General features: G+C 37.5%; 14 protein-coding genes. 1 reads left to right on the plus strand and 13 read right to left on the minus strand.

From position 1 onward, the window contains the following. Positions 1-39: 39 nt before the first annotated feature. From ABC382_RS11765 to ABC382_RS11790, 6 genes are all read right to left on the minus strand, one after another. Positions 40-804, minus strand: a complete 765-nt coding sequence (locus ABC382_RS11765) for a TerC family protein (protein ID WP_412926825.1) — start codon at positions 802-804, stop codon at positions 40-42. A gap of 322 nt (positions 805-1126) precedes the next feature. Beyond that, on the minus strand, positions 1127-2212 hold the full coding sequence (locus ABC382_RS11770) for an SDR family oxidoreductase (protein ID WP_274795732.1): 1086 nt from the start codon (positions 2210-2212) through the stop codon (positions 1127-1129). 18 nt (positions 2213-2230) lie between these two features. After that, entirely contained in the window at positions 2231-5284 is a 3054-nt protein-coding gene (locus tag ABC382_RS11775) for an efflux RND transporter permease subunit (protein ID WP_341385642.1), read from the minus strand. Positions 5285-5472: 188 nt separating this feature from the next. Then, entirely contained in the window at positions 5473-7050 is a 1578-nt protein-coding gene (locus ABC382_RS11780) for a peptide chain release factor 3 (RefSeq protein ID WP_312504803.1), read from the minus strand. A 135-nt stretch (positions 7051-7185) separates the two neighbouring features. Then, complete coding sequence (locus ABC382_RS11785) at positions 7186-8652, minus strand: UDP-N-acetylmuramoyl-L-alanyl-D-glutamate--2,6-diaminopimelate ligase (RefSeq protein WP_341385641.1); 1467 nt, start codon at positions 8650-8652, stop codon at positions 7186-7188. A gap of 313 nt (positions 8653-8965) precedes the next feature. Beyond that, on the minus strand, positions 8966-10354 hold the full coding sequence (locus ABC382_RS11790; RefSeq protein ID WP_412926826.1) for an aldehyde dehydrogenase: 1389 nt from the start codon (positions 10352-10354) through the stop codon (positions 8966-8968). 209 nt (positions 10355-10563) lie between these two features. Between ABC382_RS11790 and ABC382_RS11795 the strand changes: the two genes are divergently transcribed. Beyond that, positions 10564-10719 (plus strand): hypothetical protein, encoded by a 156-nt coding sequence (locus ABC382_RS11795; RefSeq protein WP_274795727.1) that lies wholly within the window; start codon positions 10564-10566, stop codon positions 10717-10719. A 28-nt stretch (positions 10720-10747) separates the two neighbouring features. Here the strand turns inward: ABC382_RS11795 and ABC382_RS11800 are convergent, their stop codons facing one another. The 7 genes from ABC382_RS11800 to ABC382_RS11830 form a co-directional block, all read right to left on the minus strand. Beyond that, positions 10748-11107 (minus strand): hypothetical protein, encoded by a 360-nt coding sequence (locus ABC382_RS11800; RefSeq protein ID WP_412926827.1) that lies wholly within the window; start codon positions 11105-11107, stop codon positions 10748-10750. Between the two features lie 27 nt (positions 11108-11134). Further along, positions 11135-13201 carry a catalase gene (locus tag ABC382_RS11805; protein ID WP_341385640.1) on the minus strand — a complete coding sequence of 689 codons (2067 nt, stop codon included), beginning with the start codon at positions 13199-13201 and terminating at the stop codon, positions 11135-11137. 141 nt (positions 13202-13342) lie between these two features. After that, positions 13343-13918, minus strand: a complete 576-nt coding sequence (locus ABC382_RS11810) for an RloB family protein (protein WP_274795725.1) — start codon at positions 13916-13918, stop codon at positions 13343-13345. Beyond that, positions 13915-15192 (minus strand): AAA family ATPase, encoded by a 1278-nt coding sequence (locus tag ABC382_RS11815; protein WP_412926828.1) that lies wholly within the window; start codon positions 15190-15192, stop codon positions 13915-13917. The genes ABC382_RS11810 and ABC382_RS11815 overlap by 4 nt, the downstream gene beginning before the upstream one ends. Positions 15193-15295: 103 nt before the next feature. After that, on the minus strand, positions 15296-16237 hold the full coding sequence (locus tag ABC382_RS11820; RefSeq protein WP_312504810.1) for an NAD-dependent epimerase/dehydratase family protein: 942 nt from the start codon (positions 16235-16237) through the stop codon (positions 15296-15298). 185 nt (positions 16238-16422) lie between these two features. Beyond that, positions 16423-16950: a YceI family protein gene (locus tag ABC382_RS11825; RefSeq protein ID WP_274795722.1), complete on the minus strand. Its 528-nt coding sequence runs from the start codon at positions 16948-16950 to the stop codon at positions 16423-16425. A 313-nt stretch (positions 16951-17263) separates the two neighbouring features. Next, positions 17264-17836, minus strand: coding sequence for a manganese efflux pump (locus ABC382_RS11830; protein ID WP_274795721.1), 573 nt, complete (start codon positions 17834-17836; stop codon positions 17264-17266). Positions 17837-17941: the final 105 nt, after the last annotated feature.

Below are 17941 nucleotides of genomic sequence, written 5' to 3' on the forward strand. Positions count from 1 at the left end.
ATTCTTTTTCTCATGCTTGTCTTTATTGTATTTAAAACCCTAATTATTCTTTTTATTACGAACTCCTACTAGATAGCCAACAAATGCAATGGCTAGCAAGACAACCCAGAATGTTAACTCCCACGCAGTGGAATGTGGAAACTCTTCAGGTAGTATTCCAACTTTTTCATGGGCTAATGTTAAAACAACCAGCTTCACACCTACCCATCCCACGATTAAAAATGCGGCTGTTTCAAGTGAAGGATAGTCATTTAATACTTTAACAAACCATTGTGCTGCAAAACGCATCATAATGACGCCGATAAATCCACCAAGGAGCATAACAATAAACTGTCCTCCATTGATACCACCTATATCAAATTCTCCTAAATGCGGTAAAGTTACGGCAATAGCAACTGCTGCCAGCATTGAATCGATAGCAAATGCAATATCTGCCGCTTCAACCTTCAGAACCGTTAACCAGAATCCAGAACCCTTTTTCCCAGATTTTTCAGTAGATTCTTCATCATCATCGTCTTTATGTTTACGCAAATCATAGATGTTTTTCGCAGACATAAATAGTAAATAGGCAGCTCCTACCGCTTGGATTTGCCAATAGTATACCAACACTGTTATTACAAAAAGCGCTGAAAATCGGAAAATCAGTGCTCCAAATAATCCATAAAATAGTGCCTTTTTTTGCTGTTCTTGTGGTAAATGCTTGACCATAACAGCCATCACTACCGCGTTATCAGCCGCGAGTAATCCTTCTAATACAACAAGGACAATCAATACCCAGCCATATTGTAATAAAATTGTTTCCATTCTAGTGCCTCCTCTAAGCTCTATATACCAAAAACGACCATTTCATCTAAAGTACAAAAGAAAAAAACCCCTGCCTTTATTCAGGCAAAGGTCTCGCTAAGTAAATTCGTACCTTATTTCTTTTTGGTACATCAATCTACACGTCATTACGTATAGAGCCATTCACTATCACATCCGATGGCAAAAACCATGTCTTGACGAATGTGAAACCAGGTAAATTAATTTCCTGTTAGCTACTCCCCTTTGACAAATGTCGAAGGTATCTTCTTTCAATCATTATAGCACTATCATTTACTACTGACAAAAATATCTATATTATTTTTTACTTAATTTGAATGTGATAGCTCTCATCCTTATTATGGGCTAAATAAAAATCAATCATTCTTGGCATTGTCTGTATAAAATCCGGGCATGTAATATCACCTTTTTGTAAAATATACTGTGCTTCAGAGGTGTCAAATGTGGCATTCCATGTTAGATAATCTAATGTTTCTTGTTCGACACCTAGTTTTTTTCGAATAAAAGGAATCTGTAATGATAGCTTTGCCAGAGTAAATGGTATACGCCCTTTTGGATAAGAATTTGTCATCAGTTTCACCATTGTACGGTATACTTCCTGCACAGGATGAGGTTTGGGATCTGTTAAATGAAGAGTCTTACCTTCTGCACCTTGTTCGTTTGCCAAAAAAATAGAGGCATTTAAAATATAATCGATTGGCACAACATTAATCGTCGATGTAGATTGACCAATATAGGGAATCAACGGTAGACCCTTCAAGCGTTCCACCAAATTCAAAAAGAAGTAAGGTCCATCAAATTTAATGGTTTCACCAGTTTTAGAATGCCCCCTTACAATCCCAGGTCTAATAATCGTCAGAGGTATTTCTGATTTTAAATCTTCCACTCGAAGCTCAGCCTCATATTTTGTTTCCTCATAATAGTTTTTAAATGCTTGTGGTCGAATAAGTTCATTTTCACGTAAGACTCCTTCTCGAGTACCTGCTACATAGGCCGTGCTAAAATACATATAGCGTTTTAAATTAGGTAAGGTGCGCACAAAGTCATTGACCATTGTTGTTCCATGGACATTCACTTTCCATGCAATATCTCGCGGCACCGCTAAATCATAAATAGCGGCTAAATGCCAAAATACCTCGATTTGTGGGACAATCTCTTTGATTATTTGATCGTCTAAACCTAAATTCGGCAACGTAATATCGCCCTCTATAATACGAATCGAACAGTCAGGAAACGCTTCTACTATTTTGTTTTTTTCCTTCTGTGCTTTAATGGTTTCACCAGCCAGCACAATGGCAATCACCTGCTGCGTTTGTTTCTCTTGGAATAATGTTCGAATGAGCTGACTCGAAATGAAACCTGGAAAACCAGTAAAAAAGTGAACTTTCATATCTCATTCCCCCTATATCTAGCGCATCTTTCTTGTTTCTTTATCCACTAAACTATAAATAATGGGTACAATATACAACGTAAGTAAAGTAGAGGTTACAAGTCCTCCAATTACAGCTATCCCCATCGGTTGGTTCATTTCTGTCCCTTCACCTATACCTAATGCAAGTGGTAACAACCCTAAAATAGTCGTTAACGCTGTCATTAAAATTGGACGAAGACGATCTTGAGTAGCCTGTAAAATAGCCTCATAAGTTGATATACCCTTCGCTTTTTGTTGATTAATATAATCAACCAGCACAATACCATTATTCACGACAATTCCTACAAGCACTAGGATGCCTATGACAGACGTCACACCAATTAAAGTTCGTGTTAAAAACATAGCTATAGCGACACCTATAATCATTAATGGGACTGAAAACATAATAACAAATGGATATTTAAAAGACTCAAATTGAGCAGCCATAACAATATATACAAGGACAATTGCTAACATAACTGCTAGTAGCATGTCATCAATTGCACTATCATAAAGCTCACGATCCCCACTAAAAACAATCTCCGTAGTAGGTGGTAAATTAACTTCTTCTAATGCTTTATCTACTTTTGCCGATATTCCCCCTAATGATTCCTTTGTTTCATAGTCAACAAAAAAGGCTACTGCTGCTGCCTGGTCAGAACGGCGAATGGATACTGGACCTTCCTGAATAGATATAGTAGCTACATCCTCTAATTTCACAAACAGTCCTGCTGGGGAACGAAGTTGCATCGTTTTGAGCGCATCTATACTATTATTAAATGTCTGTCCAAAACTTGTATAAACCGGTAACACAGCACCGTCCTCTGTAATTAGTTGGGATGTTAATTGTCCTTTTGTCATTTGATTGACGTTTTGAGCAATTTGTGCGGGTACAAAACCATAGTCTTTTGCCCTTTCGCGATCAACCTCAATTTCAATTTCTTCCACAGTATTATCTAAGTCTGTTGTGACATTTGTTACTTCTTGAATTGCTTGTAGCGCTGGCAGCACTTTATCAACAGATTGCTGAAGTCTTTGCTCGTCCGAGTCGGTTAATCGGAACGTTAACGTATGTGGTGAAGAGCCTGTTGCCGTCGATACATTAAAGGTAACCTCTGCTTGCTCCCCAAGCTCTCCCTGTAAATCTTGCTCCAGCTCTTCAACAAATTCAAAAATGGAACGTTGCCTTTCTTCTAACGGCACTAGTTTCACATACATTTCGGCCTGATTAGGACTGGCTTGTCCACGTGCCTGTGATTGTTGTGTACCGCCAATTAAACTAACATAAACTTCCACATCTTTTTCCTGCTTTAAACGTTCCTCAATTTGCTTAACAACTTTTTCTGTTTCAGAGACAGCGACACCCTTCTCAAGGTTAATATTTATAGATGTGAATCCTTCATCGGTAGGTGGTAAAAATTCAGTTCCTATTTTTGTAAGCCCAAAAAAGGATAGACCAAAACAGACTACTGTGAAAACAAGGATTAACATTCGGTGCTGTAATACCCATACAATCGAAGATTTGAAACGCTTATAAAATAACGAGTTACTGCGCTGTACATCAAAATTGCTACTTTTCGTTTTCAAAAGTCGACTTGCTAACATTGGCACAACTGTAAGGGCCACGACTAACGAAGCTATTAAACTGAACGAAATGGTTAAGGCAAATTCTGTAAAAATTTGACCTATCAAGCCTTCGATAAACATAACAGGAATAAATACAGCTATTGTTGTTAACGTCGAAGCTGTAATAGCAAGAGCTACCTCCTTCGTCCCTTCTTTAGCTGCAGTAATCGGATCCTTTTCTAAGCCTAAATGTCTTTCTATATTTTCAATCACGACTATGGCATTATCTACAAGCATACCAATTCCCAATGCCAGGGCACCTAGCGTCATAATATTGAGCGAAAAATCTGCAAAAAACATCAACACAAATGTCACAATAACCGAATAAGGGATGGCAATACCAATAATAATCGGGCTTTTTACACTACGTAAAAAAACAAATAGGATAAACATCGCAAATAGTCCACCTAGAATTAAGGAAGTACCAATATTACTAATAGCTAAATCTACATAGTTACCTTGATCGACTAATATATCTGCTGTAATACCCTCATACTGTTCTTTTTTTAATAAATCATCTAATGTCTGCTGAAACGCTTTCGAAACTTCTGCGGTATTTGCACCAGATTCCTGCAAAACAGACATCAGGACTGCTGGATACTCATTTGCGCGTGTTGTCGTACTAGATTGTTGCTCTGTTCTTTCCACTGTTGAAAGATCACCAACAGTTATGGCTTCACCTGTTAAAGGGTTTACCGAAACGATTAAATCAGCAATGCTTTCTGGTGAAGATAATGTACTTACAATACGTGTTGTTAACATCTTGCCATCATCTGTTGAGACAGGATCACCAGGAAGAGAAACATTATTGGCTTGAACTATTTGCACAATGTCTGTTTGTGTTAGACCTTTTTCTACTAGCTTTGCTTCATCTAATATGATTTGTATTTCCTCTATCAATTTGCCAGAAACATTTACACTAGCAACACCCTCTGTCCGTCGAAGCTCTTGCTCTAAGTCCTCCGCTAACAAACGCACATCTACATTTTTATTTTCAGCACGCAATGATAGTTGAATAATAGGGAATTGTGATGGATCAAATTTTAAGAAGCTAGGCTTCCCTGCATCATTTGGCAGTGGTGTCATATCTATTCTTTGAAGAATATCAAGTTGGACATCTTCCAGGTTCGTAGACCAATTGAACTCAAGTACAATTAAATTAGAACCTTCTTGAGAGGTTGATTGGATTTTTTTGATACCTGGTAAGGTGGCAAGTGTAGCTTCTAAAGGCTTTGTTATCTTCTCATTTACCTCTGCTGAACTTGCACCAGGATAAGAAGTGACAACAACACCAATAGGGGGATTTAACTCTGGAATTAGTGTAATTGGTATTTTTAATAAAGATACGCCTCCTAGTAAGATGACAAGAAGCATTGTAACAATAGTAAAGACGGGTCTTTTAATTGAAAAATGACTAATATTCATATAAACAAACTCCTTTTTCTACCTCTTCCTTTCAGGATAGCCGAAAAGGAGATTATTTTATAAATAGACTAAGCTCCCTTCGAGTAATTTGTGTAATATATTTCCTCATACTGTTTTATTCTACAAACAGTGTCAATTTCCCTTGCAAAAAAACACGAATCGCAAAATTGTCGACTCGTGTTTCACTATTATAAAAGACTATATAGTTTAATGTTTTCGTTTTTATCTGCAAACCAACGCATAGCAAATTCATTTTCAAATAGGAAAACAAGATTGTCAAATCGGTCTTTCACTAGCATAGATCGACCTGAAGACATAGACTCTTTCACGTCCTCTTCATTTTCAATCCAACGTGCAATTTTTGAACCAATTGGCTCCATCTTCACTTCAACATTATATTCATTCTTCATGCGATGCTCAAATACTTCGAATTGTAATTGACCAACTGCTCCAAGAATAACTTCCTCTGTATGCAATGTTTTATAATATTGAATGGCGCCCTCTTGTACCAGTTGTAAAATCCCTTTATGGAATTGCTTCGACTTCATAACGTTTTTCGCTGTGACACGTACAAATAACTCTGGTGTAAATTGTGGTAATTTCTCAAATTGGAATGTTTTCTTACCACCTACAACCGTGTCACCAATTTGATATGTTCCTGTATCATATAAACCGATAATATCACCAGCAACGGCTTCATCCACAGTCTCACGGTCATCTGCAAGGAATTGTGTAGATTGTGTTACTTTAAATGATTTACCTGTACGAGATAGTGTCATATTCATACCACGTTCAAATTTCCCTGAAACGATACGTACAAAAGCAATACGGTCACGGTGTGCAGGATTCATATTCGCTTGAATTTTGAAAATGAAACCTGAAAACTCTTCATGTTCAACAGGGTCAATAAATTGCTCATCTTCCGTAATTCTAGGTTGTGGTGTCGGTGCAAATTGTAAATACGTTTCTAAAAATGTTTGCACACCAAAGTTTGTTAATGCTGAACCAAAGAAAACAGGTGTCAATTCCCCACGACGAATTTTTTCCTCTGAATATTGATTCCCAGCCTCATCAAGCAACATAATATCGTCCATTGCTTGCGAATAGTAAGAAGTTACTTTCATCGGGTGCTCCACAGCAAGCTCTCCATTGTCGTCAATTGGTAGGAAACGTTCAGCTTCTTCCGTACGGAATTGCTCTATGCGCTTATTGTATCGATCATAAATACCAAGGAACTCTTTACCCATACCAATTGGCCAGTTCATTGGATAGGCATGGATTCCAAGAACTTCCTCAAGCTCTTCAATTAGCTCAAGTGGCTCTTTCCCTTGACGGTCTAATTTGTTAATAAATGTAAAAATAGGAATACCACGCATTTTACAAACTTTAAATAGCTTTAATGTTTGTGCCTCGATCCCTTTGGCAGCATCTACTACCATGACAGCACTATCAACAGCCATTAATGTACGATATGTGTCCTCAGAGAAATCTTGGTGACCAGGTGTGTCTAAGATGTTTACTCGTGAACCGTTATAATCAAATTGCATAACTGAAGAGGTAACTGAAATCCCACGTTGCTTTTCAATTTCCATCCAGTCAGATGTTGCAAACTTACCTGTTTTTTTCCCTTTTACTGTCCCTGCGTCACGAATGGCGCCACCAAATAGTAAAAGCTTTTCTGTAATCGTCGTTTTCCCAGCATCAGGGTGACTGATGATGGCAAAAGTACGACGCGATAGTATATCTTTTTCTAAATTTGAATTCATCTCGTCATTCTCCTTTTTTCATACTTAATAATAATAAAAGAAGACTTGCCTTTCGTACAACCTTTTTACATGAAATCTCCAAAAAGAAAACCCTTTAGTTACAACTAAAAGGGTTTCCAAGGATTTTCTCTTTCATTAAACGAATTTTAATCGGCCAGCTTCTATTGCAATTTCTGCATCACTATGTGGGAATTTTGTATTCTCAATGATTTGATAATCCTCATGGCCTTTTCCAGCAAAAATAATCATGTCTCCAGGTTCTGCAACTTCTATGGCATGACGAACAGCCTCTGCACGATCGCCAATACATGCATAATTATCATGAAGCATCCCTTTAGCAAGATCACTTGTAATACTATCATAGTCTTCATAGCGTGGATCATCTGTCGTCAAAATAACATACTCCGCAGCTGACGCTTTCTCAGCCATCGCAGGACGTTTTGATTTATCCCGATTACCACCTGTTCCAACTAAGAATATTAATTTGCCCTTTTTATAAGGCTGCGCTGCTTCAATCGCTTTTTCAATCGCGTCTGGTGTATGAGCATAGTCAATAAACATTTGCACTGGAAGATCTGAACATACTTTTTCCATACGTCCTTTGACAGGTGGTAGTTGTTCAATTTGCTCAATAATAGATTCCATAGAATAACCTCGTGCATAAAATGCAACCATTGCCGCCAACACATTGTAAATATTGAATTCACCAAGTAAATTCATTTTCACACGATAAATTCCCTCTGGCATTTCCACATCAAATGATGTCATATAATCGTGATATTCACAATTAATGGCACGGAAATCTGCCGTTTCGTTTTTTAAACCATATGTCCACACTGGAAATGGTGTCATCGCTGCATACCGCTCTGACCAGGCATCATCTGCATTTAACACAACAAATTTATTCTTTTCTAAATCTTGTCCAAGTTGGGAGAATAATAAGCCTTTTGCATGGCCGTATTCCTCCATCGTACCATGGAAATCAAGATGATCATGCGTTAGATTTGTAAAAATAGCAACATCATAATCAACACCTGCTAAACGTCCAAGTGCTAACCCATGTGATGAAACCTCCATTGTCATTAACCGACAGCCTTCCATTTTTGCTCGAAAAATCATTTGCTGTGTCGATAGCGCATCACTCGTAGTATTGGCTGATTCATATAAAATACCATTTAAATTAAAGCCAATTGTACCAGATAGGGCGGATTTTTCACCCATCCCATGCATGATATTTTGTATAATCCCTGTGACGGATGTTTTACCATTCGTTCCAGTTACCCCAATCATCGTAATATCCTTAGAAGGATAATCAAAGAACTTTGCTGCAAGTAAGCCTACTGCGCGATCTGTATCTTTTACAATTACTTGTGCAATCGACTCTCCTAATGGTAATTTTCGTTCCGTTACCACAATTGTTGCGCCACCATCAACAGCTTTTTGTGCATAATCATGCCCATCCACTGTGTAGCCTTTGATACAAACAAACATGCTATTTGGTTGCACACTTCTAGAATCCACTACGATATCACTAACTTGATCTGGCAGTACGCCAATTATTTTTTTCAAAGGTAATGCGCTTAACAATTCCTCTGCATACATTTCATAGTCCTCCAATCAATCTCTACACTCATGTCATCATTTTTGATCATTCGACAAAAAACGACAATATGAATCCCCCCACGTTCTATTGAACTTATTTTACTACTTATTTCACGATAAATAAAATGCCTCCGGTCTGTTTTTTTAACGAAAACGCTTTCATTTGAAGAAAAAATCCTATTTTCCTCGAAATTTTCATTTATAATCACAAATCGGCATTTTTCGACATTTGAAGGATGGTTTATTAGAGAACAATTTTACATGCACATGAGGCTTATAAAGGGAGACATCCAAAGATATCTCCCAAATTAATCTATTTCATAATGGATCGTACAATTTTCACTTTTTGTTTATACGGTGGGAACAATACATTCGTCTCGAGCTTGGAGGATTTCTTTAAGATAGATTTAGGGTGTGTAAAGTTTTCAAAGCTCGCTTTCCCATGGTAAGCTTTCACGCCTGATGGTCCAACACCACCGAATGGTAAGTGTAAATTTCCAACATGGGTGATGGTATCATTTATACATCCCCCACCAAATGGTAATTCCTCTAAAAAATATTGTATTGCTTTTTCATGTTCCGAGAAGAAATACGCCGCTAAAGGCTTTGGTAACTGACGAATTTGATGAATTGCAAGTGGTAAATCATTATACATCATCACAGGTAAGATAGGACCAAAGAGTTCTTCTTGCATAGATGGACTTGTCCATTTTACATATTCGATGATTGTTGGCTCAACATATAAATCATCACGATCAATTCTTCCACCAAATGTAATGGCATCGCGTTCTTCCCTAATAATTTGCTGTAGTCGATCGAATTGTCTTAAATTCACAATCCGACCGTAATCAGGACTTTTCAAAGGATTTTTGCCATAAAACGAACGGATAGTTTCTTTTAATATTTTCATAAAGCGGTCATAAACATCTTTATGAACAAGCAAATAATCGGGTGCCACACACGTTTGTCCAGTATTTGTGAATTTGCCCCATACTATTCGCTTCGCTGCTACTTCAAGGTTAGCTGTTTGATCGACAATCGCGGGACTTTTTCCACCAAGTTCTAAGGCAACTGGTGTCAAACGTTCTGCCGCTGCCTTGGCTACTACTTTTCCAACGGCTACGCTGCCTGTAAAAAAGATATAATCAAATGAAGCATGAATCAGAGCTGTAACTTCTTCTTTCTCACCTTCAACTACACGTACAAAGGAAGGATGGAATGTTTCTTCAATTATTTTTTTGACGATGGAAGCTGTGTGTACAGATGTTTCTGACGGTTTAACAATTGCTGTATTTCCTCCAACAATGGCACCTATCAGTGGCTCCATTACGAGTTGAAAAGGATAATTAAAAGGTCCAATAATTAAAGTAACACCATATGGTTCACGAACGATAAAACTTTTACCCATCTGATATTGAATCGGTGTTTTAACTGCTGTTGGCTCCATCCATTCTTCCACATGCTTCACCATATATGAGATACTATCTAATACAATACCAATTTCTGTTGCATAAGCTTCGAATTCACTTTTACGCAAATCTAAATACAACGCGTTCAATATGTCCTTCTCATATTTTAAAATGGAAGCTTTTAATTTCTTTAACTGCTCTTTTCGAAATTTCGCACTTTTCGTTGCGCGAGAAAAATAAAATTGACGTTGCTCTGTTATAATATTTTCCACATCTTGAGACGTAAAATTCATCAATAAAGCACCCCTTTTTTAAAAATGGCATACATAGTTTTTTCGTTTTGAAACAAACTATCTTTGTCTATACGATACAACATCGAGAGGCAAAAATCCTCTTTCTGCATCAGGGGGTGAACTGGCTTTATGTCAAAATAAATGTTTTAGTTTTTTCATCTCGGGAAATATACAACTACATATTAAAACCGAAACGGGGGCGTAGATGAATGACAACAACAACTGGAACATGGTGGGAGTCCATTTTTTCTGGACCATTATCACATGGAATTTGTGAAGAAAAGATAGCGCTATTGCAAGATGAAGCTTTCTTATATCTCTCTACAACACCTGTAGAGAATGATGAAAATTCAGAAGTTAATTAAAAAAAGCGCATTATAGGGAGGACTATCCTTATAATGCGCTTTTATCATGTTTAAATACTGCTAATTCGATTGTGCGGGTATTTGCCTCACTTCCGCGGATATTCGTTTCGCTTCCGCGGGTATTCCCCTCGCTTCCGCGGGTATTCGCTTCACTTCCGCGGGTATTCGCTTCGCTTCCGCGGGTATTCGTTTCGGTTTCGCGGTATTCGCCTCGCTTCCGCGGGTATTCGCCTCGCTTCCGCGGTAATTGCCTCGCTTCCGCGGTATTCGCCTCGCTTCCGCGGGTATTCCCCTCACTTCCGCGGGTAATTGCCTCGCTTTCGCGGGTATTCGCTTCTCTTCCGCGGGTATTCCCCTCGCTTCCGCGGTATTCGCTCCGCTTCCGCAAGTATCCAATCCTAACGTCTAAAGATATTTAATAAATATTTCGTTGCCAAAATCGTTGTTGAGCAATGGCATCTACAAACTTTTTTGCAAAATCTTTATTACCAGTAGCTAACACAATACCTGGCCCTACATTAGCATTCGACATATTGAAAAATGTTGTGCCAGTTGTAGCGAAACCTATTGGCTTATAATGACGATAGGCTTCATTTATATAATTGACGATATACGTATTGAATTTTGCTTGATTACTTCCCTTAACACCAACAACATATAACGAGTCAAATAATACTGCATCGGTTGTGATAAAGGTGTCACTTGCCGTTAATTGAACACCGTTATTACCTGTGACAACACCTAAACGATCAGAGATAATACTGTAGCGTACACCTTGTCTTGTTAAGTATTTTAATACTTCACCGACCTCATTGGCATCAAAGCCATCCCCAATTAAGACCCCTACTTTAAGTGTGTATGGTAATTTAATCGTATTGGCTTGACTAAGTGCAGGTGAGGAGGCTGTAACCTTAGACTGTTCTCCAGTAGGGCGATTTACACCGACATTGTCCGCAACAATTGTAGCCATTTCTTTATCCACACGGACAAACATATCGACTACCTGCTGTCGAACTGCTTTGCTTTTTACTTTTCCAACTTCAAAGCTAAAGGCATCGATAATATGTTGTTTTTCGGGTGGGGACATACTGTTCCAAAATAGTCTTGCTTGTGAAAAATGATCATCAAAGGATTTACTTCGTGCTCTTGTAATTCGTCCCTCAACTTTTTCCTCATAATGAACGTACCCTCCTTCTCGTGCAGTAGAGGTAGCAGGCGTATTATTTGCTAGGGAATTTTTATGATAACTAACTCTTCCTAAGTTAATTGTCTGTCGACTAAAGCCATTTCGCTGATTATTGTGAACGGGACAAATCGGGCGATTAATAGGAATTTCTGTAAAGTTAGGTCCCCCTAAACGAATCAACTGAGTGTCTAAATAAGAGAAGAGTCGACCTTGTAACAGTGGATCATTGGTAAAGTCAATGCCTGGAACAACATTCCCTGGATGAAACGCAACTTGTTCTGTTTCCGCAAAGACATTATCCACATTGCGATTTAATGTCATCTTGCCAATTTTTTTCACCGGTACAAGTTCCTCTGGCCAAAGCTTTGTCGCATCTAAAATATCAAAATCAAATTTAAATTCATCCTCTGGTTCAAGTATTTGTACACCTAACTCAAACTCCGGGTAATCTCCAATTTCAATGGCTTCCCATAAATCACGTCGTTGAAAATCGGGGTCCTTCCCAGCAATAATTTGTGCTTCATCCCACACGAGAGAATGCACACCTAACACAGGCTTCCAATGGAATTTAACAAATCTTGATCTACCTTTATCATTAACAAAGCGGAATGTATGCACACCAAATCCTTCCATCATGCGGAAGCTTCTAGGAATTGTTCGATCAGACATATGCCACATAATCATATGGGCAATTTCCTGATTGTTCGCCACAAAATCCCAAAACGTATCATGGGCTGAGGCTGCTTGTGGCATTTCATTATGTGGCTCTGGCTTGACAGCATGAATTAAATCAGGAAACTTCATGGCATCCTGAATAAAAAAGACTGGAATATTATTCCCTACTAAATCATAATTTCCTTCATCCGTATAAAATTTCGTTGCAAACCCGCGTACATCACGAGCTGTATCCATTGACCCCAAACTCCCTACTACTGTCGAGAATCTGACAAAGACAGGCGTTTTCTTTTTGGTATCCTGTAAAAACTTTGCCTTCGTATACTCTTTCATCGATTCATACAATTCAAATTCACCGTGTGCCGCAAATCCTCTTGCATGCACGACACGCTCTGGAATACGTTCATGGTCAAAATGGGTGATTTTCTCTCGAAGATGAAAATCCTCCATAATGGTTGGTCCACGAACTCCAGCTTTAAGGGAATCCTCATCATTGGACACCCTTAGCCCTTGATTCGTTGTCATTTTTGTTCCATCGTTCTCAACACGAAACGGCTCTAATTGATGATCCTTGGCATTTCCCTCTATATTTTTACCTTGATTTGGCTTTGAGTTATCCACGCAATCCCCTTTCAGTCATTACTACTATCGCTCCATATCCACTATATGTTTTTAAAAAATAAACATGCCTTCATTCGACAAAGCTCTCCTTCAAAAATAAAAGAGTAGGTTTCTATTCAAAAATAGAAAACCTACTCATCCTTAAAATATGTATCGTATCATTTCATGTATGTTACAGTAGGGGTTATCACGGCTCTCCGTCTTTCGAAGAGCCATCATGTCTGTGCAATTTTTAATGGCTACCTCATGTCGTAATGCTATGGGCGCAATGACGGACTCATCAGCCTTATGACGAAAATAACGACTGACGCCTAGATGCTGTTCCATTTTGTCATTTAAGACCGCACGAGGATACTTTTCTGTACTGTCAACTTCTTCAAAGTGCAAGAGTAACCACAATTCAAATGCTTCATTTGTATAGGCAATATGAATATTTTTTTCCGCGCAAAATTGATTCACTTCCTCTAATTGCCTTTCGGTTAAATCATCCTTATCAAATACAATCCAAACCTCATCAAAATATTGATAGCTAGAATCTCGATAAGCATGTTGAGCAAGCTTAATTGCGGAACGTTTGACGTTTTTTATTTTGACACTTACCATTTTAGAGCGTTTTAATATACGCATTTGTTCAAAATAAATTCTTTCTGTTTCACCTTCACAATAAATTAAAACGGTTTTACGTAATGTTCGGCTCCCTTGTTGACGTATTCTCACGGCTCCGATACCTCCGCTTCTTTTAAGTATTGGTCAGATAAATACTCATTGATGATAGGCGTTGCACCAAATTCCCCTTTTAGATAACGTTTTGCATATGAAAGATCTCCACGTTTCTTTTGTAAGTCTGCAAAATCAAATAAAGAGTACAGCTCCGATTCATTTTTAAAACTTTTATTCACAAACCAAATTTGGTCTGAGCGCAGCGGCTGATCTAGCAGTTCTATTTCATGACTGGTCACAATAAATTGATTATTCCTATTACGATGGCTGTTCATAATAGCCATTAAAAACTCACAAATTGATACATGGAATGCCGTATCAAATTCGTCTATCAGAATCGTCTTTCCTTTATCGTAAGCATCCACCATTACACATGCTAAATGTAGCATTCGCACTGTACCTTTTGAATCCATTGTCCAATTAATCGTTTCTGTCCCTATCGGTGCACCGACTTCGTCAAATGATAAATAATGTAAATCAATATCTACTTCTTGAATGACTTCTGATGAATCAAATTCATAGCCGATCGTATTTTTCTCTCTGCGTTCCACACGTCTAGCTGTGACGTCTTGGATTGACAGATCTGCAATTTTTAGTAGTTTGATTACTTCCTTTTTAAAGGGTTCTTCTTCAAGTTTACGAATCAGAGGATGACTTGATAACCGATTTGCTTCATCAAGAAACAGAATTTTATGTAAAAACCAATCGAATATTTTTAAAGCATCTGGATCATTAAATACATGTAATACTGACAAAAAGGCGGTGTTGTTGCGAGTATATTTTGTCAATTCCTGTGCTGTTGTTTGGGCTGTTGTATACGCATACTGTGTACCATCCCAGTGTCTACTAAACAACTCCTCTTTTAATGACCTGCTTGTTTTCACAAGACGCTCATAGAGAACCTGTGATGCATTGTACTGGATTTCATAATCATATAAAGCCCCGTCTAAAAAAAGTGATATCATAAATTCTGTTGGTTTACCTTGCTGCCGCCCTAGCTTAAATGGTTGATAGGGTAGACGTAACTGTTTTACATTATTTAAATTTTCAAAATTAAATAGTAAGGTACGTAACACTTTTATAGCCGTAAATAGATTAGATTTTCCACTGCCATTTGGACCAAAAATAAATGCACTTTTCACAAGGCGCAGTGATTCAAACTGCATTGTGTGGGTATCCTTCCATTTTCGCAGACGACTGCCCGCTACCATTGAAAATAATGTATCATCTTTATAACTTAAGCAATTTTTTACTCTAAAATCTACAAGCATCCGTAAACCTCCGTCCACAACCATTTCTTTAATGAATTATTATACTATAGACATTGAAAAAGACATATTACGCAATGTAATATGCCTCCATTTTGAAGCGCCTTTAGCCACTTTTTTGTTGAATTTCTGCTAGTCTTTCATTTTCGATTGCTTGCAATGTACGTTCAATTCCCTCTGCAAAAGAAGTTTTAGGTCTCCAACCAATGGCCTTGGCCAATTTATCATTATTTAAGAAAGAATGTTCAATATCTCCTTCTCGTGCTGGGGCATATTGAATCTCAAGCGGATGATTTAAATGTTGGAGAAGTAAAATAACTTGGTGAATAGACCAAGCTTCATTTGTGGAAACATTATACGTACCTTGTAAACGGGCGGATACACCAGCATAAATAGCATCTGCTATATCATCGACATAAATGAAATCACGCGTTTGTTCACCATCACCATAAATGGTAAAGGGTTTCCCCTCCATACTGCTTTTTAACATACTTGGGATCACTGCTGCGTCGCCTTGCATTGGTTGTCTTGGCCCGAAAACATTAGCGAATCTGTAAATAAGAATAGGTAAACGATAATCTTTTTGCCATTTTTCACAATAGGTTTCGCCAATGCTTTTATTTAATCCATACATAGATATTGGTTCACAGACATCTGATTCTTCTAATGGCGGATAATGACTATCCCCATAAACAGCTGCCGATGAGGCAAAGACAAAGTGCTGAATTTTATATTTGGATGATAAAAAAAGCATTTGGCTAAGTCCAACTATATTTGTCAAAATATCTTTTACTGGCTCTTGGATGGATTGTTGTACGCTCGTTTGTGCTGCACAATGGACGACCACATCAAAGTGAATTTCTTTAAAAAGGTGTTCACAAACCTCATCCTCTACATTTAAGAGATAGGATTTATGCTCAAAGTCAACATTTCGCAAATGACCCGTACTTAAATTATCAATAATATAAACCGTGGCACCTTCTTCAAAAAAACGCCTTCCTACCGCACTCCCAATAAAACCATAGCCACCTGTCACTAATACATTCATCCTATCGCCCCCAAAAACAATATGATGATTTATATGCAGTATTTACTAAAAATATGCAAGAAACTTATTTGATAGTAATTTTTCCCACAATAGTATTACTAGACATTTTATTTAATAACCTTCTATGTTTTTATAAAAAAAAAGCATGCTTGAATATTATTTCAAGCATGCCCGAATCCCTATTATTAAGCTGGGTTAATTTCTAATTCAACAGATACTTTAATATCTTTACCAACTAGAACTCCACCAGTTTCTAAAGCTGCGTTCCAAGTTAAGCCAAAGTCTTCACGGTTAATTGTTGTTTCAGCTTCGAAACCATATACTTCTTGACCCCATGGATTTGTACCTTTTCCATTGAACTCTGTATCAAATGTTACTGATTTTGTAACGTCTTTAATTGTTAAATCACCAGTTACTGCATATTTATCGCCTGATTTTTTAGTAATGTTTGTAGATTTAAACGTAATTGTTGGATATTGTTCAGCATCAAAGAAATCTGCTGCTTTTAAATGATTATCGCGATCCTCACTACGCGTATTAATGCTTGCTGGATCAATTGTAAAGCTAATGTTAGCCGTTGTTAAATCTGCAAGATCTGTTGCTTCAATATCTGCTGAGTAGCTGTCAAATACACCTTTAACTTTTGATACCATCATGTGCTTCACTTGAAAGTTAATTGCTGAGTGTCCTAAATCAATATTCCATTTTGCCATTTTAAATTCCTCCAATAAGTTGATTTTATCTCGATTTCGAGATATATTTTAAAATATGAAGCAACTACATAATTTATGTTACCCAAAATTTAATAGGATAAACATTTGTAGTTACTTTATTGTAAGAAACGAATGTAATTAATTACTTTCTGTAACCTACTATATATTAATAATTAAGTTACGTCAAGTAATTAAATAAAATTATTTAAAAAGGATGTCCGAATTTTCGGTACATCCTTTATCTTAGATTTTATTGCCTTGTACTATGAGACGATTCTCACTTTCCATCTTTAAGTTTAAAATGATACATTATTTACTTAGCAAAAATCTCAAAAATACCTATCATAATAAGCAACCATCCTGATATCGCTGTTGAATGCTTACCAATAAACGTTTTTGAAAGTAAAGAGCCGCATCGACTACCCACTCCCACCGTTATAAACGAGAACACACCAATCGAAATAACAGTCCAAAGGGCAGATATACCATTAGCTCCAATAGCAATGCCTCCTGCTAAACAATTCGCTGATAAAATGAAGCCTAGTGCCATCGCCTCTCGAGTTGAAATCACTAAGTTTTTATCTTCATCAAATAATTCAGGATTTCCAGCTATCCGTTGATTAGAAAAATTTTTGGACATCAAGGTCCATATACCAATTACACACAATAGTAAACTTCCTAATAAATTGGCAGTATGCGGTGAAATATATTCAACAACCGTGCTGCCAGCTGTTACTGCAACATATGTGATAATCATTGACATGATAGCAATCACAGCATTTGATAAAATCGGAATTTTAACTTGTTTAACTCCATAAGCCAAGCCAATCCCCAAATTATCTAAATTTGCTGCAATTCCTATTAGAATAATGGTAACCCAATGCATACTAAGCCTCCTCAAAGCCCAATCTCCATTTTCACCTATCATATGTTAACGCTTGAAATATTTATGGGCAGCCCAATATAGCTTTCGTCGAATCTCATCTTAAAG

This window comes from Lysinibacillus phoenicis (assembly GCF_047238325.1).
GTDB lineage: Bacteria > Bacillota > Bacilli > Bacillales_A > Planococcaceae > Lysinibacillus > Lysinibacillus irui.